18 protein-coding genes are annotated in these 21,524 nt (G+C 66.5%); 2 read left to right on the forward strand and 16 right to left on the reverse strand.

Features of this window, described 5'->3' with window-relative positions:
• Positions 1 to 6 precede the first annotated feature (6 nt).
• Positions 7 to 828 (forward strand): aldo/keto reductase, encoded by an 822-nt coding sequence (locus GUY23_RS12805; RefSeq protein WP_166972879.1) that lies wholly within the window; start codon positions 7 to 9, stop codon positions 826 to 828.
• Between the two features lie 110 nt (positions 829 to 938).
• Here GUY23_RS12805 and GUY23_RS12810 read toward each other — a convergent pair whose 3' ends face one another.
• From GUY23_RS12810 to cysK, 8 genes are all read right to left on the reverse strand, one after another.
• A complete protein-coding gene (locus tag GUY23_RS12810; RefSeq protein ID WP_166972881.1) occupies positions 939 to 1,880 on the reverse strand; it encodes a D-2-hydroxyacid dehydrogenase family protein in 942 nt (313 codons plus the stop codon).
• Positions 1,881 to 2,058: 178 nt separating this feature from the next.
• A complete protein-coding gene (gene ilvD / locus GUY23_RS12815; RefSeq protein WP_166972883.1) occupies positions 2,059 to 3,771 on the reverse strand; it encodes a dihydroxy-acid dehydratase in 1,713 nt (570 codons plus the stop codon).
• A 201-nt stretch (positions 3,772 to 3,972) separates the two neighbouring features.
• A complete protein-coding gene (locus tag GUY23_RS12820) occupies positions 3,973 to 4,917 on the reverse strand; it encodes a 2-hydroxyacid dehydrogenase (RefSeq protein WP_166972885.1) in 945 nt (314 codons plus the stop codon).
• Between the two features lie 114 nt (positions 4,918 to 5,031).
• Positions 5,032 to 5,496, reverse strand: coding sequence for a MarR family winged helix-turn-helix transcriptional regulator (locus GUY23_RS12825; protein WP_166972887.1), 465 nt, complete (start codon positions 5,494 to 5,496; stop codon positions 5,032 to 5,034).
• A 1-nt stretch (position 5,497) separates the two neighbouring features.
• On the reverse strand, positions 5,498 to 6,220 hold the full coding sequence (locus GUY23_RS12830; protein WP_228282297.1) for an NAD(P)H-dependent oxidoreductase: 723 nt from the start codon (positions 6,218 to 6,220) through the stop codon (positions 5,498 to 5,500).
• Positions 6,217 to 7,410 carry an LLM class flavin-dependent oxidoreductase gene (locus GUY23_RS12835; RefSeq protein WP_166972889.1) on the reverse strand — a complete coding sequence of 398 codons (1,194 nt, stop codon included), beginning with the start codon at positions 7,408 to 7,410 and terminating at the stop codon, positions 6,217 to 6,219. The genes GUY23_RS12830 and GUY23_RS12835 overlap by 4 nt, the downstream gene beginning before the upstream one ends.
• Before the next feature lie 389 nt (positions 7,411 to 7,799).
• The gene (epsC, locus tag GUY23_RS12840) at positions 7,800 to 8,495 is read right to left on the reverse strand and encodes a serine O-acetyltransferase EpsC (RefSeq protein ID WP_166972891.1); all 696 of its coding nucleotides are present in this window, start codon (positions 8,493 to 8,495) and stop codon (positions 7,800 to 7,802) included.
• Positions 8,496 to 8,708: 213 nt separating this feature from the next.
• Complete coding sequence (gene cysK, locus GUY23_RS12845) at positions 8,709 to 9,635, reverse strand: cysteine synthase A (RefSeq protein ID WP_166972893.1); 927 nt, start codon at positions 9,633 to 9,635, stop codon at positions 8,709 to 8,711.
• 439 nt (positions 9,636 to 10,074) lie between these two features.
• Between cysK and def the strand changes: the two genes are divergently transcribed.
• Positions 10,075 to 10,647, forward strand: a complete 573-nt coding sequence (gene def / locus GUY23_RS12850) for a peptide deformylase (RefSeq protein WP_166972895.1) — start codon at positions 10,075 to 10,077, stop codon at positions 10,645 to 10,647.
• 26 nt (positions 10,648 to 10,673) lie between these two features.
• On the opposite strand, the gene GUY23_RS12855 is transcribed toward def, so the two are convergent.
• The 8 genes from GUY23_RS12855 to GUY23_RS12890 all read right to left on the reverse strand — a co-directional run bounded on the left by GUY23_RS12855 (position 10,674) and on the right by GUY23_RS12890 (position 21,409).
• Positions 10,674 to 11,708, reverse strand: coding sequence for a hypothetical protein (locus GUY23_RS12855; protein ID WP_228282302.1), 1,035 nt, complete (start codon positions 11,706 to 11,708; stop codon positions 10,674 to 10,676).
• 183 nt (positions 11,709 to 11,891) lie between these two features.
• On the reverse strand, positions 11,892 to 13,373 hold the full coding sequence (gene gatB / locus GUY23_RS12860; RefSeq protein WP_166972897.1) for an Asp-tRNA(Asn)/Glu-tRNA(Gln) amidotransferase subunit GatB: 1,482 nt from the start codon (positions 13,371 to 13,373) through the stop codon (positions 11,892 to 11,894).
• The gene (gene gatA, locus GUY23_RS12865; RefSeq protein ID WP_166972899.1) at positions 13,370 to 14,869 is read right to left on the reverse strand and encodes an Asp-tRNA(Asn)/Glu-tRNA(Gln) amidotransferase subunit GatA; all 1,500 of its coding nucleotides are present in this window, start codon (positions 14,867 to 14,869) and stop codon (positions 13,370 to 13,372) included. Before gatA ends, gatB begins: the two co-directional genes overlap by 4 nt.
• Position 14,870: 1 nt before the next feature.
• Entirely contained in the window at positions 14,871 to 15,176 is a 306-nt protein-coding gene (gene gatC / locus GUY23_RS12870; RefSeq protein ID WP_166972901.1) for an Asp-tRNA(Asn)/Glu-tRNA(Gln) amidotransferase subunit GatC, read from the reverse strand.
• Positions 15,177 to 15,333: 157 nt separating this feature from the next.
• Positions 15,334 to 15,867, reverse strand: coding sequence for a hypothetical protein (locus GUY23_RS12875; RefSeq protein ID WP_166972903.1), 534 nt, complete (start codon positions 15,865 to 15,867; stop codon positions 15,334 to 15,336).
• A 172-nt stretch (positions 15,868 to 16,039) separates the two neighbouring features.
• Positions 16,040 to 18,256 (reverse strand): NAD-dependent DNA ligase LigA, encoded by a 2,217-nt coding sequence (gene ligA, locus GUY23_RS12880; RefSeq protein ID WP_166972905.1) that lies wholly within the window; start codon positions 18,254 to 18,256, stop codon positions 16,040 to 16,042.
• On the reverse strand, positions 18,253 to 19,398 hold the full coding sequence (locus GUY23_RS12885) for a uroporphyrinogen decarboxylase/cobalamine-independent methonine synthase family protein (RefSeq protein ID WP_166972907.1): 1,146 nt from the start codon (positions 19,396 to 19,398) through the stop codon (positions 18,253 to 18,255). The genes ligA and GUY23_RS12885 overlap by 4 nt, the downstream gene beginning before the upstream one ends.
• Positions 19,364 to 21,409 (reverse strand): alpha/beta hydrolase family protein, encoded by a 2,046-nt coding sequence (locus GUY23_RS12890; protein ID WP_166972909.1) that lies wholly within the window; start codon positions 21,407 to 21,409, stop codon positions 19,364 to 19,366. Before GUY23_RS12890 ends, GUY23_RS12885 begins: the two co-directional genes overlap by 35 nt.
• Between the last annotated feature and the right edge of the window lie 115 nt (positions 21,410 to 21,524).

Genomic DNA, 21,524 nt, shown 5'->3' on the forward strand with positions numbered 1-21,524 from the left:
GGCACCATGACCGTTCCCACACTCACCCTCAACGACGGCAAGACCATCCCTCAGCTGGGCTTCGGCGTGTTCAAGGTCGATCCCGATGAGACCGAACGCATCGTCACCGATGCCCTCGAGGTCGGCTACCGCCACATCGACACCGCCGCCGTCTACGGCAACGAGGAAGGTGTGGGTCGTGCGATCGCGAAGTCCGGCATCGCCCGTGACGAGCTGTTCGTGACCACGAAGCTCTGGAACGACCGCCACGGCGCCGAGGAGTCGAAGCGAGCCCTGGGCGAGAGCCTCGAGAAGCTCGGCCTCGACCATGTCGACCTCTACCTCATCCACTGGCCGACCCCGGAGAACAAGAACTCCGTGGAGACCTGGGAAGCCTTCCCCGGCTACCGCGATCAGGGACTGACCACCTCCATCGGTGTGTCGAACTTCGACTACCGCTTCCTGCCCGAGATCCTCGACACCGGCATCATCCCGGCCGTCGACCAGATCGAGGTCCACCCGCAGTTCCAGCAGGTCGACACCCGTCCGCTGCTGACCGAGCACGACATCAAGATCGAGGCCTGGGGTCCGCTCGGACAGGGCAAGGTCGACTACGCGTCCACCGTCATCGGTGAGATCGCCGCCGCGCACGAGAAGTCCTGGGCGCAGGCCATCATCCGCTGGCACCTGCAGAAGGGTCACATCGTCTTCCCGAAGTCGAACAACCGTGACCGCATGGCCCAGAACTTCGACGTCTTCGACTTCGAACTCACCGACGCCGAGGTGGCCTCCATCGATGCGCTGGAGAACGGCGGCCGCGTGTCTGCCGATCCCGCCGAGGTGAACTGAGCCGTCGTCGTCGACCGGCACGAAGCCGCCGGAGAGTTCCGACTCTCCGGCGGCTTCGTCGTTGCCCGGCGGGTACTGCGTCCGACGGGTCTGATGCGTGGCCTCTCGGGTCAGGTGAGTACGCGGATCGGCTCCCCAGTCGCCCAGGCCGCGATGTCCTCGACCGCCTGAGAGAAGAAGATCCGATAGGTGTCTTCGGTGACATAGCCCAGATGCGGGGTGAGCACGGTCCGCGGGGTGCGGCGCAACCGGTGGTCGGCCGGCAGCGGTTCGAGGTCGTGGACGTCGAGCCCGGCACCCCGGATCCGCCCCGCCTCGAGTGCATTGATGAGTGCTTCGGTGTCGACGAGGCCTGCTCGGGAGGTGTTGACGAGGATGCTGCCCGGCTTCATGAGTTCGAGTTCCGCAGCCGAGAGCAGCCCCCGGCTGCGGTCGCTGAGTTTGTAGTGGATCGTCACCACGTCCGCGGTCGAGAACAGTTCCTCCTTGCTCACAGCTCGCACACCGAGGCCGTCAGCCCGATCAGCATCGAGGTTCTGACTCCAGGCCACGACATCCATGCCGAAGGCCGCACCGACGCGGGCCACCTTGGCACCCAGGCGCCCCAGACCGACCACACCGAGGCGGTGCCCGTCGAGGTCACCCCCGACCGTGGTCTGCCAGCCTCCACCACGCACCGAGGCATCCTCGGCGGGAATGCTGCGCAGCACCGAAAGGATGAGCCCCCAGGTCAGCTCCGGAGTCGCCGAGGTGGTCGACTCGGTCCCGCAGACGATGATGCCCTGGCCTCGGGCCGCCTCCAGATCGATCGAGGCGTTGACCCGCCCCGTGGTCACGAGCAGTCGCAGGTCCGACAGCCGGGAGAGCCGACCGGCGGTGAACGCCGTTCTCTCACGCATGGCCACGACCACCTCGGCGCCGGTGAGCGTCGCGACCAGGTCATCGTCGTCGATGACGGGACGGTCGACGAACTCGACATCGGCATCGAGGACGTTCCAGTCCGCGAAATCGGCGGCCACCTGCTGATAGTCATCGAGTACGACGATGCGCATGCTGTTCCTCCTATGGCGACCTACCTGCTCGGTTTGGCACCGATCGGGTCGGGCTGATCTGTGGATCCATCCTAGAGCCGAACAGAGGGTTCTGCGGAACAGTCGAAGCGGCCTCAGAGACACCATGGCGGTGCTGGCAGACGCCAGCACCGCCATGGTGGAAGCCATGATTCCGCGATCAGTAGCAGACCGCGCCCTTCGACGCCGACTGCACGAGCTTCGCGTACTTGCCGAGCACACCCTTGAGTCGGTGATTCTCGGGGATCGTCCACGACTTGCGACGTTCGGCCAGGACATCCTCGTCGACGTGGAGCTCGATCGATCGAGCGGCGATGTCGACGGTGATCTTGTCCCCGTCCTCGACCAGCGCGATCGGTCCACCGTCGACAGCCTCGGGGGCGATGTGACCGATGCACAGACCCGTCGAGCCGCCGGAGAACCGACCGTCGGTGAGCAGCAGGACGTCCTTGCCGATGCCCGCGCCCTTGATGGCGCCGGTGATCGCGAGCATCTCACGCATGCCCGGTCCGCCCTTGGGCCCCTCGTAGCGGATGACGACGACGTCGCCCTTCTTCAATTCGCCATTGAGCACCGCGTCCATGGCCGGCTGCTCCTGGTCGAAGACGCGGGCGGTGCCCTCGAAGACGTCGGCGTCGAAGCCGGCCGACTTCACCACTGCGCCTTCAGGAGCCAGTGATCCCGTCAGAACGGTCAGTCCGCCGGTGGCGTGGATCGGGTTATTGAGCGCTCGGAGGATCTTGCCGTCGGGGTCCGGCGGGTTGATCGATTCGAGGTTCTCGGCCACGGTCTTGCCGGTCACCGTCAGGCAGTCGCCGTTGAGCAGTCCGGCGTCGAGGAGCGCCTTCATGATCACGGGCACGCCGCCGATCTTGAAGACGTCGTTCATCACGTACTGGCCGAAGGGCTTGACGTTGCCCAGATGCGGGACCTTGTCGCCGATGCGGTTGAAGTCATCGAGCTGCAGCTCGACGCCGGCCTCGTGAGCGATCGCGAGCAGGTGGAGCACCGCATTGGTCGAACCGCCGAAGGCCATGACCACGGCGATCGCATTGTGCAGCGATTCGCAGGTGATGATGTCCTTCGTCGTGATGCCCTGACGCAGCAGATTGACCACAGCCTCGCCGGACTTGCGGGCGAACATCGTCCGGTTGCGGTGGATGGCCGGCGGGGCGGCAGAACCGGGCAGGGACATTCCCATCGCCTCGGCGGCCGACGCCATCGTGTTCGCCGTGTACATACCGCCGCAGGCACCCTCACCGGGACAGACGGCGCGCTCGATGGAGTCGACGTCCTTCTGGGACATGGTGCCAGCACGGCAGGCACCGACGGCCTCGAAGGCATCGATGAGGGTGACTTCCTTCTCCGTGCCGTCTTCGAGCTTCGCGGTGCCCGGCATGATCGAACCGTTGTAGAGGAAGACGCTCGAGAGTCCGAGGCGGGCCGAGGCCATGAGCATTCCGGGGATCGACTTGTCGCAGCCGGCCATGAGGACCGAACCGTCGAGGCGTTCGGCACTCATCACGGTCTCCACGGAGTCGGTGATGACCTCGCGAGAGACCAGCGAATAGTGCATGCCCTCATGCCCCATCGAGATGCCGTCTGAGACGGAGATGGTGCCGAACTCCAGCGGGAAGCCGCCGGCCCCGTGGACGCCTTCCTTGGCGGCCGAGCCCAGGCGCTGCAGCGACATGTTGCAGGGGGTGATCTCGTTCCACGAGGTCGCGATCGCGACCTGGGGCTTCACCCAGTCGTCATCGCCCATCCCCACGGCCCGCAGCATGCCGCGGGCAGCGGTGGCCTCGAGTCCGTCGGTGACGTCGCGAGAACGGGGTTTGATGTCTGGAGTGGCGGTGTCTGTATCGATGCTCATGCAGGCATGCTACGCCCGATTTCAGCATTCGCACGCCCGACTCTCGCATGATGGAACCCCTCCTGGGCACCATGCGAGAACCGAGGTCAGAGGCGGTGATCCGGGCCCGCTTAGGTCAGATGAACGTGACCTATTCCGCGCGGTTCACCGCCGGCCCGACCGGCTCACCACTCGTCCGTCCGGCTCACCACCAGCTGACGCTCACACCTGGATGAGGTTGATCGGCTGCTCTCCGTCGTTGATACGGCGGACCTGTTCGGCGAGGATCTTCACGACCCGCGGTTCGAACGCCGAGGTGTCTCCGCCGACATGCGGGGTGATGAGCGTGTTCGGAGTCCCCCACAGCGGATGGTTCTCCGGCAGCGGCTCAGGATCAGTGACGTCGAGGGCCGCGTGGAGGCGCCCTGTCGACAGCTCCGCCACGAGCGCATCCGTGTCGACGACCTTGCCGCGGGCGACGTTGACGATGAGCGCATTGTCCGGCAGCCGGCTGAGGAAGTCGGCATCGACGAGGTGGTGCGTGCCGTCGTTGAGCGGGGTGATGAGCACGACCACCTCGGTGTGAGGAAGCAGAGTCGGGAGTTCGTCGACACCGTGGACCTGTCCGCGCTCGTCTTCGCGGGCACTCGAAGCCACACGGGTGAGCTGCACCTCGAAGGGATCGAAGCGGTCGGCGATCGCCGCGCCGATCTCCCCGACGCCGATGATCATCACGCGTCGGTCCTGCAGAGAGCGGTAGCGCTGATGTGCCCAGTTCCGCGACACCTGCGAGCGGACCGCGTCATCGATGCCGCGCAGGCTGGCCAGGGTCAGCGCCAGCGCGAGCTCGGCGGTGCCTCCCGTGTGCACGCCCGAGGCGGTCGCCACCTGGATGCCCCGTTCGGGCAGGTGAGCGACGGGATCGTAGCCGGTGGTCTGGGTGATGACGAGACGGAGATTGGGCAGCTCGTCGAGCAGCTCGATGGTCGGGCCCGAGTCGAGATAGGGCAGGACGACGATGTCGATGTCATCGCGGCTGAGCTTGGCTGATCGTTCGGCGTCGGAGAACACGACGAGGTCGACCTTGTCACGCTGGTGGGCCGGAATCCGTGCGATCACCTGGTTGCGGAGTTCGGATGTCGGGAAGGCGATGGTGGTGAGGGACATGCCCTCATTATGGCACGCTGTCCCCGGTGTCACCGAGACTCTCGTCACAATGAGATGACGGCGCCGACCGATCGTCGAACCGCACCGCCGGGCCCGGTCGAGCGAGGGCACATCTCATTCCGGCAGTGCGCCGCCGATCCTCGTGAACACGGTTTCGAGAACCTCGAGCTCCTCATCGCTGACATGGTCGAAGAAGATCTCGTCGACATAGGCCCTGTGCTGAGCACCGGCGGCGAGGAACGCTCGCGCCCCAGCCTCGGTCAGCGCCACATTGTGGGCTCGACCATCCTCGGGGCACGGCGCCTTCGTCACCAGACCCGAGTCTACGAGGACCTTGATCCGGTAATTCAGTCGCGACGGTGAGAAGACGAGCTTCTTGGCCAGCGCGCTCATCGTCAGAGTCCGCTCCGGAGCCTCCCACAGCAGGAGCAGCGTGTTGTAGTCACTGACGGTCAGCCCCGCATCGTCCTTGAGCTGGACCTCGAGTGCCTGGCGGATCCGCTGCGATGTCTCGAAGTAGGTCCGCCAGGCGTTCTGCGCCAGAGTCTCCCGGCCGCGGCCGAATCTGATCTCGGTCATCTCAGCCCTCGAGCAGCTGCGCGAACGGGGTGATGCGATCGGGATCGAACTCATCGTCGATGCCGCGGGAACCCGCCCCCGCGGTCGCGGCCTTTCCCTGCCCACTGGCAAACCGGGCGTCGGCGGATTCGGGGTCGGCCACCTCGGCGAGGTCGTCATTGCCTGCCCCGATGATCGTCGAGGTCAGGGACACGAGCTCCTCGCCTGCCTGGCGGATCCGGGCGCCCAGCGCACGGCCGCCTTCGATCGAGCCCCAGTCGTCGGTGGCGGCGAAGACCGTGCTCGGCACGACGATGCCCTTGAGGTAGGACAGCATCGGCCGCAGCACGGACTCCCCGGCCAGAGAATGCCGCGGGGTGCCGCCGGTCGAGGCGATGAGCACGGGGGTGCGCGTCAGCACCTTCTCGTCGATGAGCTGCCAGAACAGCGTGTGCAGCCCGACCGGGGCGACCTTGTACACGGGCGCGACGGAGACGATGGCATCCGCCTCGGCGACGGTGGCGAACGCTGCCTCGAGCGCTTCCGAGCGGAAGCCCGTCAGGGTCATGTCGGTCAGCGCCGTGGCGAGGGTGCGGACATTGATGACCTCCGTGTTCACAGCGATGCCCACGGACTCCCCCGCCGAGGTGGCCGACTCGAGGATCCGGTCGGTGAGTTTGAGCGTGGTCGAGTCCTCGCTCAGCGAGGTGGTCACGGCCACGATCGTCATCGTGTTTGTGCTCATGACTGGTCGGCTCCTTCCTTCTGCGCCTCCGCCTCGGCGGCTTCGGCGGCGCGGGCCTGACGGTCCTCGAAGGCACGCGAACCTTCGCCGCCGCCGGGGATCGGATCGCGGCCCTCGCGGTGGCGGATGACGAGCGATTCGTGGGTCGGGGCGTCGGGGACGTCGGCGGGGCGGCCCTTCGCGAACTCCTCGCGGAGGACGGGGATGACCTCTTCGCCGAGGAGGTCGAGCTGTTCGAGTACGGTCTTCTGCGGCAGTCCGGCGTGGTCGATGAGGAAGAGCTGGCGCTGGTAGTCCCCAGCCCAGTCGCGGAAGCTCAGAGTCCGTTCGATGACCTGCTGGGGTGAGCCGACGGTCAGCGGGGTCTGCGTGGAGAAGTCCTCGAGGCTGGGCCCGTGACCGTAGACCGGGGCGTTGTCGAAGTACGGGCGGAACTCACGCACTGCGTCCTGGGAGTTCTTGCGCATGAACACCTGACCGCCGAGGCCGACGATCGCCTGGCTGGCTTTGCCGTGGCCGTAGTACTCGTAGCGCTGACGGTAGAGCTGAACCATCCGCTGGGTGTGCGAAGTCGGCCAGAAGATGTTGTTGTGGAAGAAACCATCACCGTAGTAGGCGGCCTGCTCGGCGATTTCGGGGCTGCGGATCGACCCGTGCCAGACGAAGGGCGGAACCTCATCGAGCGGGGTCGGGGTGACCGTGAACCCGTTGAGAGGAGTGCGGAACTTGCCTTCCCAGTCGAGGTTCTTCTCCCGCCACAGACGGTAGAGCAGGTTGTAGTTCTCGACCGCCAGCGGAATGCCGGCGCGGATGTCCTTGCCGAACCACGGGTAGACGGGGCCGGTGTTGCCGCGGCCCATGATCAGGCTGATCCGCCCGTCCGAGAGGTGCTGGGCGTAGGAATAGTCCTCGGCGATGCGCACGGGGTCAGTGGTGGTGATGAGCGTGGTCGCGGTGGACAGCTGCAGGTGCTCCGTCTGAGCAGCGATGTTCGCAAGCAGCACCGGCGGGTTCGCGGGCGCGACGAACGGCGGGTTGTGATGCTGACCGGTCGCGAAGACGTCGAGGCCGACCTCTTCGGCCTTCTTCGCGATCTCGACGGTGTTCTTGATCCGCTGGTGCTCTGAGACCGTGGTGCCATCGGTCGGGTCGGTGGTGACATCCCCGATGGTGAAGATTCCGAATTCCATGACTGCTCCTTCTGTTCGCTGCCGACGGGACCCGGCTGCTGTCGACGGGGCAATCGCTGCCGATTATGCGGGTCCCGCGAGGAACTAAAACTTCAGTTTTGAAGTAACTAGTTGAAATCTTAACAGAGGTGGTCGCGAAAGTATTCCCCGGGCATGGGGTGGGGAATCATTCAGCGAATTGTTTGGTCAATCCACCGCGGTATCCTTGCTCCCACGCGCGGTGGATCGACCAATCATCGGACGCACAGGCAATGGATTGCCCTGGCGGTGGACGCAAACCGGCCCCTGCCCGAAGACAGGGGCCGCGTGCAGTCAGTCCACCATGGTCGGTGGGGTGACGCCGCCTGGTGACGAGGAGTCAGGCTCCGAGCCCGATCGAAGTTGCGAACTCAGATCCAGAGGGCAGGGTCCTCGAGGATGAAGTCCGGTTGCTTCGCGGCAGAGCCGACTTCCCCCTTCGACCCGGCGGAGTCCGCCTCTGCCACGGAGGTGACGCCCTTCTTCTTCGAACGCACGGTCGCGGGAATGCCCACGGCGCTCGAATCGGCCGCCACATCTTTGACGACGACGGCATTGGCCCCGACAGCGGAGTTGTCACCGACGACGACCGGCCCAAGGATCTTCGCCCCGGCGCCGACGAGCACGTGATTGCCGATCGTCGGGTGGCGCTTCGTCTGCTCCATCGACGTACCGCCGAGCGTCACCTGGTGGTAGAGCATGACGTCGTCGCCGATCTCCGAGGTCTCCCCGATGACGACGCCGTTGGCGTGGTCGATGAAGAACCGCCGCCCGATCGTCGCTCCCGGATGGATCTCGACGCCGGTGAGTGTGCGCACCATCTGCGACATCAGTCGCGCAGGCACCTTCCCCGCCTCGTGCTGCCAGAGGCGGTGCAGGCCGCGGTGGGCCCAGATCGCATGCATCCCGGGGTAGGAGACGAGTGAGACGAAGTCGCTCGTGGCCGCCGGGTCGCGCCGGCGCACGGTATCGAGGTCCTCACGCAGGCTCTCGCGCACTCCGGGTCGGGTCAATCCGTAGATCGCCGCTCCCGCAGCGGCAGCGGCCGCCGTCCACAGTGCCTTCATTGTCTCCGCCCTCTTCCTCTCTATCGTTCCGCTCACCGATGTGAGCGCTCCCGTTGTCCTTGCTGCAGGTCATCTGACTCAAGTCAGATGCGCCATTGAAAATTCCGAAACAGCGAGGGCGCCAAACCGAAGTTTGACGCCCTCGAAGTCAGGCGCTCAGCCTACTGGACGCTCGAGGCATCCGGCGAGGCCGAGTGACTGAAGCCGTTCGAATCAATCGAGGTATTCGGAGAACAGCGGAGTCGACAGGTAGCGCTCGCCGAAGTCGGGGAGGATGACGACGATGCGCTTGCCGGCGTTCTCGGGACGCGAGGCGACCTGCTCGGCAGCGACGAGAGCAGCACCCGAGGAGATTCCGACGAGCAGCCCCTCTTCCTTGGCGACCTCGCGGGCCCGCTCGATGGCGGCCTCGTTGTCGATGTCGACGACCTCGTCGTAGATCTCGGTGTCGAGGATGCCCGGCACGAAGTTGGCACCCAGACCCTGAATGGCGTGCGGTCCGGCGGTGCCCTCGGTCAGCAGCGGCGAGGCGGAGGGTTCGACAGCGACGATCTTGACCTCGGGCAGCGCCTCACGCAGAGCGGCGCCCGCACCGGAGATGGTGCCGCCAGTGCCGATGCCGGAGACGAAGATGTCGACCTTGTTGTCGGTGTCGGCGAGGATCTCAGGGCCGGTGGTGGCCTTGTGGATCGCCGCGTTCGCCTTGTTCTCGAACTGGCGGACGAGCACGGCGCCCTCGGCGGCGACCTCTTCGGCCTTCGCCACGGCGCCCTTCATACCCGCAGCCTTGTCGGTGAGGACGAGTTCGGCTCCGAATGCCCGCAGCAGAGCGCGGCGCTCCTTCGACATCGATTCGGGCATCGTGAGGACGACCTTGTAGCCGCGGGAGGTGCCGACCATGGCCAGCGCAATGCCGGTGTTGCCCGAAGTCGCCTCGACGATGGTTCCGCCGGGCTTGAGTTCGCCGGACTTCTCGGCGGCGTCGATCATCGCCACACCGATGCGGTCCTTGACGGAGTTGCCGGGGTTCGAGGATTCCAGCTTCGCCACGATCTCGGCGCCCGACCGCTCACTGGCCTTGTTGATACGGACCAGCGGCGTGCGGCCGACGAGTTCGGAGACATTGTTGAAGATGGTCAAAGTGAGTCCTTTCACGATTCTGTGTGCACCGCCGTCGACGGCCACTCACCGTCCGGCAGACGTGCACTGCGAATGGGTGGAGCGACAGCTTGCATCTCGTGGTCCGAGACGGCTTGTGCTCATCATAACCATGCCGCCCCTGAGCATGCTCCCAGATATCTTGCTCAACAATATGTGTTCGCTCGGAGCGAAACTTCGTGACTCTGTATGTCAATCGGACGCAGTTCTTGCGACGACGTCTGCCATCACTGCGAATGGATGGGCCCAACCGCTGAGCAATTGCACTTCGTGATCGTTGGCATCGACGACTGGCGGAGGGTGTGCGGTACGGAGTCCCGAACCGGGCCGGCCGAAGGGGCCCGGGGATTCTGAGACGACGAGGCGGCCCTCCCCCGCCCCGTGGGCGAGCGCCGGACCGAGGGCCGATACGATTGTCTTCATGGCCATTCATCCCATCGTCATCTACGGCGAGCCCGTCCTCCACCGTCGCGCGGAGAAGATCACCGAATTCGACGAGGAGCTCGCCGAGCTCGTCGCAGACATGCACGACACCCTCGATGCTTCCAACGGCGTCGGGTTGGCCGCGCCGCAGATCGGCGTCGGCAAGGCCATCTTCGTGTTCAACGCCGAGGACGACTTCGGTGTGCGCCGCCGCGGCACCTTCGTCAATCCCGTGCTCATCTCCTCGAAGGTCCCCGACACCCGCCCGGATCCCGACGATGAGACCGAAGGGTGCCTGTCGGTGCCGAGCCTCGACTTCCCGCTCAAGCGCGCAGACCGAGTCACGGTCAACGGCGTCGATGCGTTGGGCCAGCCGGTGACCCTGAACGCCCAGGGCTGGTTCGCGCGCATCATGCAACACGAATACGACCATCTGCAGGGAACGCTCTACGTCGACAAACTCGACAAGCGATGGTCGAAGAAGTGGAAGAAGGAACAGTCCGCCAACGGCTACAACGAGCCGGGGCGGTCATGGATGCCCGGAGTCGACCCCGACCCGTTCGGGCACTGATTCAGCACCTTGAGGGCACTGTGGCCTCACGCCTCGAGTTCGTCGACCGACTTCTGTGCCGCCGCCAGTCGGGAGTCGAAGTCATCGAAGTCATCGGCCGTCTCATCGAGTTCGGCCACGATGCCGGAGATGATCGACGACTGCGATTCCGCGTCGATGCGCAGCTCCCGGAACTGCCAATCGGCCGAATCGTCGGCGGCGGTCCGTGAGAGGACATCGAGGACCCGGTCGCCGAGTTCGCGGGAACGTTCGGAGTTGTGCAGGAGCAGAAGCTGCTCGTCCAACGCCAGCAGCCTCTCGTAGTACTCGTGCATCGACTCCACGCGGCGGGCCATCGAGGTGAAGGCCACCGCGAGCTTCGACAGGTAGGTTTCGACGGACTTCGCGGTTCCCGCATCGCGAATGCCCTCGATCTCCTCGCGCAGGGCGACGAGTTCCTCGAGGCGGACGCCGATCGAGGCCACCGCATGATCGAGGTCGACGCGGGAGACGTGGTCCTTGAGGATGGGGTGCGTCCAGGCGCGGGTGCGCACGATCTTGCGTGCGATCATCACAGCCAGGTGGAAGAGGCGCTGTTCGTCGGTGTCGCGGCCTTCCTTTCGGCCGCCGACGTACCCGAGACTCGATGGGGTGATCCAGCGGGCTCCGGTGACCTTGCGCCTGGCCTTCCGGCTCAGCCGCTTCGGATCACGCAGATACTTCGGTCCGGTCACGGCGGCGAAGATCCCAGTCCCCAGTGCCGTCGCGGCGCCCAGTCCGCCGAACGTCACCGCCGCATCGGCGAAGCCCGACACCAGAGCCAGTCCGCCGGGTGCCGCGAATCCCGCGGTCACAGCCGTGCCTGCAGCGGTGCCTCCCTTGAACACGACGCTGGAACGGAAGAGGTTCCGGTTCATCCCGCCGGTGAGCATGATCGCGCTCGGTGCTCCCGCCGTATAGCGGTAACCACGGGCATCCCATGCGTGTCGGACATCGTCGCTGACGCTCTCGGGCACGAGCACTCGATAGATCGGAGCGGCTTTGCCGCATTCGCTCTTCCACAGGGACTTCCACGAAGACACCGTTCTCACCTCCACGCGCGGGTGCACTCACACGGCTGGGGACGCTGCCGGCCGTGGATGTCGGAGAATGCGAGAAGCCACACCCTCCGCTGTGCCGGGGAGCCGTTCGGCTCCCTTGGACGCACAGTCTAGAGGGTGTGGCTGGATCAATCCTGAGTCTCGGGCGGGAAGCCCTGCCGAGGCTCAGCCGTTGATTCTGGCCAGGATGAGGTCCTTGGCCTTACCCGCATCGGCCTGCCCGCGGGTGGCCTTCATGACCGGGCCCATGAGCGCGCCGATGGCCTGCATCTTCCCGCCCTTGATCTTCTCGACGACGTCCGGGTTCGCGGCGATCGCCTCGTCGACGGCAGCCTCGAGCGCTCCGGTGTCCTCGACGATCTCGAGTCCGCGAGCACTCATCACCTCGGCGGGCTCGCCCTCACCAGCGACGACTCCGGAGAGCACGTCCTTGGCGAGTTTGTCGTTGAGCTTGCCCTGCCCGATGAGATCGACGAGTCCGGCGACCTGCGCGGGGGTGACGATTTCGGTGGGGTGCTTCTCCTCCTGGTTGGCCAGGCGGGCGACCTCACCGGTCCACCATTTGCGTGCCTGGGCGGGCTTCGCACCAGCGGTGACGGTGTCCTCGATGGCCTCGAGGAGTCCGGCGTTGACGATGTCGCGCATCTCGAGATCGGAGAACTGCCATTCGGCCAGCAGCCTGCGACGCTTCTGCGCTGGCAGCTCGGGCAGACCCGCGCGCAGCTCCTCGACCCACTCTCGGGACGGCTGCAGCGGCACGAGGTCGGGCTCCGGGAAGTAGCGGTAGTCGTCGGCGTCGGACTTCGGACGCCCCGAGGAGGTCTCACCGGTCTCCTCGTGGAAGTGCCGGGTCTCCTGCACGATCTTCTCCCCCGCCTCGAGCAGGGTCGCCTGGCGGGCGATCTCGAAGCGCACAGCACGTTCGATCGAGCGGAAAGAGTTGACGTTCTTCGTCTCCGTCCGGGTGCCCAACGGCGCGTCGGGGCTCTCCCGCAGGGAGACGTTGACGTCGGCGCGGACATTGCCCTGTTCCATCCGGGCCTCGGAGACGTCGAGGGCGCGGAAGATGTCACGCAGCGTGCGCACATAGGAGGCGGCCACCTCGGCGGCCCGCTCCCCTGTCCCGGTGATCGGGTGGGTCACGATCTCCACCAGCGGAACGCCGGCGCGGTTGTAGTCGACGAGGGAGTGGTCGGCGCCCTGGATGCGGCCGGTCGCGCCGCCCACGTGGGTGTTCTTGCCGGCGTCTTCCTCCATGTGGGCGCGCTCGACGGGGACGGTGACGATGGTGCCGTCCTCGAGCTCGACCTCGACCAGTCCTTCGGCTGCGATGGGCTCGTCGGACTGGCTGGTCTGGAAGTCCTTGGGCACGTCCGGGTAGAAGTAGTTCTTGCGGGCGAACCGGCAGGTCTCGGCGATCTCGCAGCCGAGCGCCAGACCGATCTTGATCGCGTACTCGACGCCCTTCTCGTTGACCACGGGCAGGGAGCCGGGCAGGCCGAGGGAGGTCGGGGTGACGTTGGTGTTCGCTCCGCCGCCGAAGGTGTTGGGGGCGGCGTCGAACATCTTGGTCGCGGTGCCGAGCTCGACGTGGACCTCGATGCCGATGACCGGATCGTATTTCTTGATCGCGTCTTCGTATTTCACTTGGTCAGTCCTTCCGCGAGGGTGTCGAGCACGCGCCCGCCGGCTGCTTCGAGGGCGGCTTCGAGCGGTCCGGCCACCTCGTAGAGTTTGACGTCCTCACGGGCCGGGGCGAGGATCTGGAACCCGACGGGCAGACCGTCGGACAGCCCTGCCGGCAGGGACAGGCCCGGGATTCCGGCGAGGTTAGCCGGGATCGTCGCCACGTCGCCCAAGTAGAGGGCCATCGGATCGGAAGCCGCCTCGGCGCCGAATTTCAGGGCCGTCGTCGGTGCCGTCGGGGACACGAGGACGTCGCACGCGGCGAAGGCCTTCGCGAAGTCGTTCTGCACCAGAGTGCGGATCTTCTGCGCCGAACCGTAGTAGGCGTCGTAGTAACCGGCCGAGAGCGCATAGGTGCCGAGTATGATGCGGCGTTTGACTTCCGATCCGAAGCCGGCGGCGCGGGTGGCGGACATGACGGTCTCGGCGGTGACGGGACCGGACTCCGGTTCGACGCGCAGGCCGTAGCGCATGCCGTCGTAGCGGGCCAGGTTCGAGGACACCTCGGAGGGCATGATGAGGTAGTACGCGTCAAGGGCGTAGGAGATCGCGGGGCAGTCGACCTCGACGATCTCAGCGCCGGCGGCGGCAGCGGTCTCGAGGGCTGCGGAGAACGCATCGCGGACCCCATCCTGGTAGCCCTCACCGCGCAGCTGCTTGATGACGCCGAGCTTCCTGCCCTTGAGCTCTGAGGTCCGCGCGGCGCCCAGGAAGCCGCCGACCTCATCGGGTAGGGAGGTCGAGTCGAGCGGATCGTGTCCGGCGAGCAGTTCGTGCAGGGCGGCGGCATCGGCGACGGAGCGGCCCATCGGGCCGACCTGGTCGAGGCTCGAGGCCATCGCGATGATGCCGAAGCGCGAGATCGATCCGTAGGTGGGCTTGACGCCGACGGTGCCGGTGAACGCGGCGGGCTGGCGGACGGATCCGCCGGTGTCGGTGCCCACGGACAGAGGCGCTTGGAAGCCGGCCAGCGCGGCGGCCGCCCCGCCGGAGGAACCGCCGGGTACGTGCTCGAGGTTCCACGGGTTGCGGGTGTTGCCGAACGCCGAGTGCTCGGTCGTCGATCCCATCGCGAACTCGTCGAGGTTGGTCTTGCCGAGCACGGGCAGGCCGGCGGCCTTGATCTTGTGATGCACGGTCGATTCGTAGGGCGGGACCCAGTTCTCGAGCATCTTCGACCCGGCCGTGGTGCGCACGCCTTCGGTGACGACGAGGTCCTTCAGCGCCACCGGCACACCGGCCAGGGCATGGATGTCCTCACCGGCGGCGCGCTTGGCGTCGATGTCCTTCGCGGTGGCCAGGGCTGCCTCGTCGGTGACGGTGATGAAGGAGTTGAAGTCATCCTCGGTGGCGGAGATGCGATCGAGGTGAGCCTGCGTGACCTCGACGGAGGAGAACTCGCCGGAGGCCAGACCTGCAGCGAGTTCGAGGGCGCTCTTGTTCGTCAGTGCGGTCATCTCACTCCTCCCCGAGGATCTGCGGGACGAGGAACTTGTCGTCCTCGGCAGCCGGGGCGGAGGCCAGTGCCTGATCGCTGGTCAGCGTCGGACCCACGACGTCGGGGCGCATGACGTTCGTCAGCGGGATGGGGTGGCTGGTTGCGGGCACGTCGTCGCCGGCCACTTCGTTGACCCTGGCGACGTTTCCCAGAATTGTGCTCAGATCACCGGCGAGCGATTTCAGCTCGTCCTCGCTCATGGCGATCCGAGACAGTGAAGCCAGATGCTTCACCTGTTCGGGGGTGATTGCGGAAGACTCCGTCATTCCCTGCCTTTCATCGTCGTTTCACTCGCACCCCAGTCTAATCGCTTCGCCCATCCGGCCGGGCCGGGTGTGCCGTGACCGCCCCGACCCCTCTATTACTACCTGACGGCGGCCCAGCAACCTGGCGCGAGGTTGCTGGGCCGCCGTCGGGTAGTAATTAGGCGGAGAGGCGTTCGGGCCAGGTGCGGTCGCCGTGGATGTATCCGGCGATGTCGTCGAGCACCCGGTCGGCATCGGCCTGGGTGAACTCCCCGGCGTCGACTCCGGCCTGCAGGTCGGCGGCGAGATCGGTCACGCGGGCTCGTGCGGCATCAGGGGTGGCTGCGACGAGTTCGGTGCTCGCGAGCGCGGTGCCGGCAGCCGCGGTTCGGGTGGACTCGGTTCGTGTGGCTGCACCGGCGGCGGACTCGGTGGATGCCTCGTCGACGATCGTGCCCTCGATGACGTCGGCGTCGTCGGCTTCCGAACGTGCGCCCGAGGTCGCAGTGCGGTAAGAGGATTCCGCGCTGCGGGAGATAGTCGGGGTGGACGGGGTGCGCTGGGAGGTCAGGGCCGGCTGAGCTCCGCGTTTGGCGGTCTGCGGTCCCGGCCCCAGCACCAGGTCGGCCAGTCCGGCCGTCACAGGAGCGGCGGTGAGCGCCGCTGCGACGACCACGCAGGTACCGGCCAACAGGCGGGGAATCCATCTCATGTCACATACTCTTCCATCCGAAGCTGTCTCTGAGCTTGACCGAGCCTGGACCCGGACTTCGAATTCGATGACGAATCGGTCGACAGTCACTTCGTCAACCTTCCGGCAGCGGGTTCTATTCCGGTGCCCCGGTCCCGCCGTGTCCGAGCGATTCCGGATGACCAAATGATGTTCAGTCGAGGCTGCCGGTCTCCAACAACGTCGTGAACTGCTCCTCGTCGAGGACCGGCACGCCCAAGGATTCGGCCTTGTCCAGCTTCGATCCGGCGTTCTCCCCGGCGACGACGTAGTCGGTCTTCTTCGACACCGAGCTCGCAGCCTTGCCGCCGGCCCCGAGGATCGCCTCCTTGATGCCGTCACGGGTATAGGTGCTCAGCGACCCGGTGGCCACGATCGTCAGACCCTCGAGGGTCTGCGCGCCGGCCTCGACCTCCTCGTCCTCCATCCGCACTCCGGCAGCCGCCCAGGTGTCGACGATCTCGTTGTGCCAATCGATCTCGAACCAATCGCGGATGCTGCCCGCGATCGTCGAACCGATGCCGTCGACGGCCGCGAGGTCCTCGAGACCGGCCTCCCGGATCGCGGCGAGGGTGCGGAACTTCGCGGCCAGAGTCCGGGCGGCAGTGGGGCCGACGTGCCGGATAGACAGGGCCACGAGCACCCGCCACAGGTCCTGATCCTTGGCCTTGTCGAGTTCGTCGAAGAGCTTCGTCGTGTTCGCGCTCGGTGCGCTCGGCTTCTTCGCTGTCCCCCGCGTGTAGAAGTAGGGCACGAGCTCCCGTTCCCCTGTCTCCACGCCCTTGACCTTCTTGTCCCGCCAGATCTTCACATCCGCGAGATCCTCCGGGGTGAGATCGAAGAGGAAGGCCTCCGAGGTCAGCGGCGGCGTCTCGGGCTCGGCCGGAGCCGTGAGCGCGAGCGCCGCCTCCTCACCGAGAGCCTCGATGTCGAAGGCCGCCCGGGAGGCGAGGTAGAAGATGCGGTTGGCCAGCTGTGCCGGGCAGGAACGGGAGTTCGGGCAGCGCAGATCCTTGTCCCCCTCCTTCTGCTCGCCGAGTTCGGTCCCGCACGACGGGCAGTGCGTGGGCATGACGAATTCGCGTTCGGACCCGTCACGCAGCGCCACGACCGGGCCGAGCACCTCGGGGATGACGTCTCCGGCCTTGCGCAGGGTGACGGTGTCGCCGATGAGCACGCCCTTGCGCTTGACCTCGTACCCGTTGTGCAGGGTCGCCCGCTCCACGGTCGATCCGGCCACGGTGACCGGTTCCATCACCGCGAACGGGGTGACCCGTCCGGTACGGCCCACCTGGACCTGGATGTCGAGGAGCTTCGTGGTGACCTCTTCGGGAGGGTATTTGAACGCCGTCGCCCACCTCGGCGCGCGCGAGGTGTAGCCGAGCGTCTCCTGAACGGCGATGTCGTCGATCTTGATGACGATGCCGTCGATCTCATGGGTGACGTCGTGGCGGTGCTCGCCGTAGTAGGTGATGAAGTCCTCGATCTCCTCGACGGTTTCGAGCACTGTGAAGTAGTCGCTGATCGGCAGCCCCCAGGACCGGAACTGTTCGTAGACCTCGGACTGGTGTGCCGGCTCCGGATGCGAATCATCGGCCGGCGTCCACACGGCGATGCCGTGGACGAGCATGTGCAGGGGCCTGCGTGCCGTGACGGCGGGATCTTTCTGTCGCAGAGAACCAGCCGCGGAGTTCCGCGGGTTCGCGAAGGGAGACTTGCCCTCGGCAACGAGGGAGGCGTTGAGTTCGGCGAAGTCCTCGACGGGGAAGAACACCTCACCGCGGATCTCGACCTCGGCCGGAGGGTGCTCGGTGTCGAGGTGGTGCGGGATGTCGGAGATCGTACGGACGTTCGCGGTGATGTCCTCGCCGATGCGACCGTCGCCTCGGGTCGCCGCCCGGACGAGCTCACCATTCCGATAGAGCAGGTTGACAGCCAAACCGTCGATCTTGAGCTCGCAGAGGAACTTCGACCGCGCCGAGACCGCCGAGCGCGTCCGCTCGTACCAGGTCTTCAGCTCCTCGAAGTCGAAGACGTTGTCGAGGCTGTACATCGGACCGATGTGTTCGACGGGGTCGAACGTCGAGGTGTCGACGACCCCGCCGACGGTCTGCGTCGGCGAGGAGTCCGTGACGAGTTCGGGGAACTCCGCTTCGAGGTCTTCGAGGCGGTGGACCAAGTCGTCGTATTCGGCGTCGGAGACGAGCAGCGAGTCCTGATAGTACGCGGCCCGAAGCTCCTCGATCCTCTCCGTCAGCTGAGCGTGTGCCTTGGCGCGCTCGGCCGCGTTCGAGAGGTCGGCGTTCTGCAGATCGTCGGTCGTCGATTCCGCTGACTTCGCATCATCGGCGTTCTCCGGTGTCGTGGTCATTCGATCTCCTCAAGAGCGCGCCGCAGACCGGCGGCGATGGTCATGGTCCCCCGATTGGTCTCCGGGCTCGTCGCGTGCGTGGGCTCCAGCAGCGGCGGGTAGGTCATAGGCAGTTCGGGCCCGGCGATGATGCCGAATTCGCGCAGACTCGCGACCCCCATGCCGATGCGCGACCAGGGGGTGCGGATGCGGTCGACCCAGTGGTTGACCGCCTCCGGGTGCGCACCAGCATCGGAGGGCAGGCACAGCCAGAGGCCGAGCCCCGCCTCGGCGAGGATCGCCAGCTGTTCCCATCCGTGTGCCTTCAGCGTAGCCAACGGCACGGACACGGAGCTCGCTCCGGTGCGTCGGACCACCTCGGCGGCGGTGATCTGCGCCCCGCGCAGGTGCAGGGGTGAGAGGTCGGGGAGGCTGAGCACGGTCGGCGGCAGGTGGCGCAGCGTGGATTCGAGCGCCGCCCACACCTGGGGCTCGCTGATCGCGGGCAGGCTGCCCCACCCGGACACGGTGGGCCAGGTGCCGGTGAGGATGGGGGTCAGGCGGGTCTCGACGAGGCGGATCGTCGGCTGCATTCCCAGTGAGGAGATCCGCTCGGCGAAGGCGGCGATGCCGAAGGCGTAGGCCTGGACGACGTCACGTCTGGCCCCGTGATCGGCCAGCACGCGGGCGCCCGAGCCGAGGCTCAGCGCGGTCACGAGCATCCATGGTCCCGGCAGCGAGACCTGAACCTGGCCGGGCCGGGACTGGCCGTATTCGGCGATCGCGTCGAAGGCTTCGACGAGTGCCGAATCCTCCCGTCGTTCGTCCTTGCCCGCCGAGGCGGTCAGTCGCCATCCGTAGGAGGTGCGGTCGACGTGGAGGTCGGTGAGCAGGCCGACGGCGCGACCGATCGCGTCGGCGCCCCACCGGTCCTCGCTCAGGTGAGCGGTCAGCGGTACTGGTGGGAGGTCGTCGGCGAGGACATCGAAGGCGGTCGCGGCGGCTTCCCGGACCGGGCTGGTGGCGATGTAGCCGCGACGTGAGTCGCGTGCCCTGGGGAACCAGATTCCGGTCGTTGTAGCGGCCGGGAGCACAGCGGCCGGGAGCACCGTGGTCGGCTCGGCCGCCTCAGCCGGCGCGCGGGATTCCGAAGACGTCGACATAGAATCCGAACTCGCTTTCCAGGGAATCGATGATGGTCTCGGCGCGGACGAACCCGTGCGATTCGCCCTTGTACAGACGGTAAATGTACTCCACTCCGACCAGTTCGAGTGTATCGACGAACTCCTGCGCCTGTGAGGGTGGGACGATCGGGTCGCGGTCGCCCTGCATGACGGCGACGGGCACGGTGATGTCGGGGACTCGACGGATGGGTGAGCGGTGGATGTATGCGTCGCGAGCCTCGGGCAGCGGACCGACGAGGTTGTCGATGTAGTGGGATTCGAAGTCGTGTGTGTCGACGACGAAGCGGAAGAGGTCGGTGACTCCGAAATAGCAGGCCCCACAGGCGAAGACATCGGTTTCGGCCAGGGCGGAGAGCACTGTCCATCCGCCCGAGGATGCCCCGGAGATCGCGATGCGCCGCGGGTCGGCGAGTCCTTCGGCCACGAGGCCGTTCACGGCGGCGACGGCGTCCGCGACGTCGACGATGCCCCACTGTCCGCGCAGGCGATCGCGCCAGGCGCGTCCGAATCCGGTCGATCCGCCGTAGTTGACCTCGAGGACGCCGATGCCCTGGGAGGTGAAGAAGCTCGTGCGGGCGGACATGTCCGGTGTCGACTGGCCGGTGGGTCCGCCGTGGATCGAGACCACGTAGGGAGGCAGTTCGTCATCGGGAGCGCTGAAGCGGGGATTGTGCGGCGGGTGGACGACGACGGGGACTCCCCCGAGCTCTCGCACGTAGGGCCGCGAGTAGTAGCTCTGGTGGGTGTCGAGTCTCTCCCGGGCGATCTCGGTGAAGGCGCCGGTCGCCCTGTCGACCGCGTAGAGCGTGCCGGGGCGCTTCGCCGACTTCGCCGTCAGCAGCAGGTGGGTGCGGCCGAGGTCGAGCAGCTCCATCGTGCCGAAGGTCTCACCCTCGAGAGTGATGGCCTCGAGGGTACCCGCGTCGAGGCGGCTCGTCCCATCGTCGACGCGTCGACGCACGAGGGTCGCCGTCGCCGACTGCGTGTGTGCCCACACCTCTCCGTCGCCGCTCAGATGCCACCGAGAACCGAGCTGCCACAGGGCTCCGCCGATCTCGGCACCGGTGTCGACGACGGGACGCAGCTGCTCGACCGAGAACATCTGCGCAGCCGGGGGCGGCTGCACTCGGCGCCGGTCCGAGACGGTGGGAGAGTCCGTCACGGGGTCGAAGTCGAGTCCGTAGAGGGCCCAGTGACCTCGGTGGTCGGAGATGACGTGCAGCGAGGTGTTCGAGGTGAACTCCGGCTGGAGCAGAGAGACTCCGCCGTCCTCGGGCGTGGGCAGCTCCGGCGCCGCCTGCAGCGGACGGTCGATGGCGTCGCCGATGAGTACGCCGACGGCGGGGGTGGCCGGGGTGCGCACGTCGATGAGCCACAGATTCGTCCCGTCCCACGGCATATTCGGGTGCTCCCAACCGATGAACGCCAGGGTGCTTCCGTCGGGCGAGAGCCTCGGCCAGGCCATGAAATGAGAGTGAGTGGAGAGCACATTCGTCGTTCCGTGCTTGGTCAGGAGGACGACGGCACGTTCGCGGCGGGTGGAGCGGCAGTCCTCCCGCACGCACAGCAGCCCCCACTTCGTCATGGTCAGATCGCCGTAGCGGATCCGCCCCGAGGTGTCCGGAGTCAGGGCGTGCGGGGACCGTCCGGGGATGATCTGCCATACCCGTTGGTCGGAGGCGTTGACGAAGTAGACGACCTCGCTGTCGGGGTCGAGAGCCCAGGCCGCTCCCCCGTACTCGTGGACGGCAGAGCGGATGTTGAACCCCGACGGCAGGATCTGCTCACGGGCACCGGGACGGGACAGCGAGGTGCGGACCAGTCCCGTACGGGCCTTCTCGGTCGGGATCTTCGTCGAGTAGAAGATGTCATCCCCCCGGAAGGCCGCGTCGAAGATGGGTGCGGCACCGGCAGCCACCTCAGCGGCATTGAGAGGTGACGACCAGGTTCCATAAGGAGCCGCGACGACATCTTGGGGAGATTCCTTCATTCCCCCACAGTATCGTCCGACGCGGACTTTCAGGAGGCTGCGCCCTGCGAGAGCACCCCGTTCCGCCGAAACGACCCCAGGCAAGGGGTGCTGTCGGCGAGCCGGGGTGGTGTCG

Origin of the sequence: Brevibacterium atlanticum (assembly GCF_011617245.1) — a bacterium.
In the GTDB taxonomy this organism is placed as follows: Bacteria; Actinomycetota; Actinomycetes; order Actinomycetales; family Brevibacteriaceae; genus Brevibacterium; species Brevibacterium atlanticum.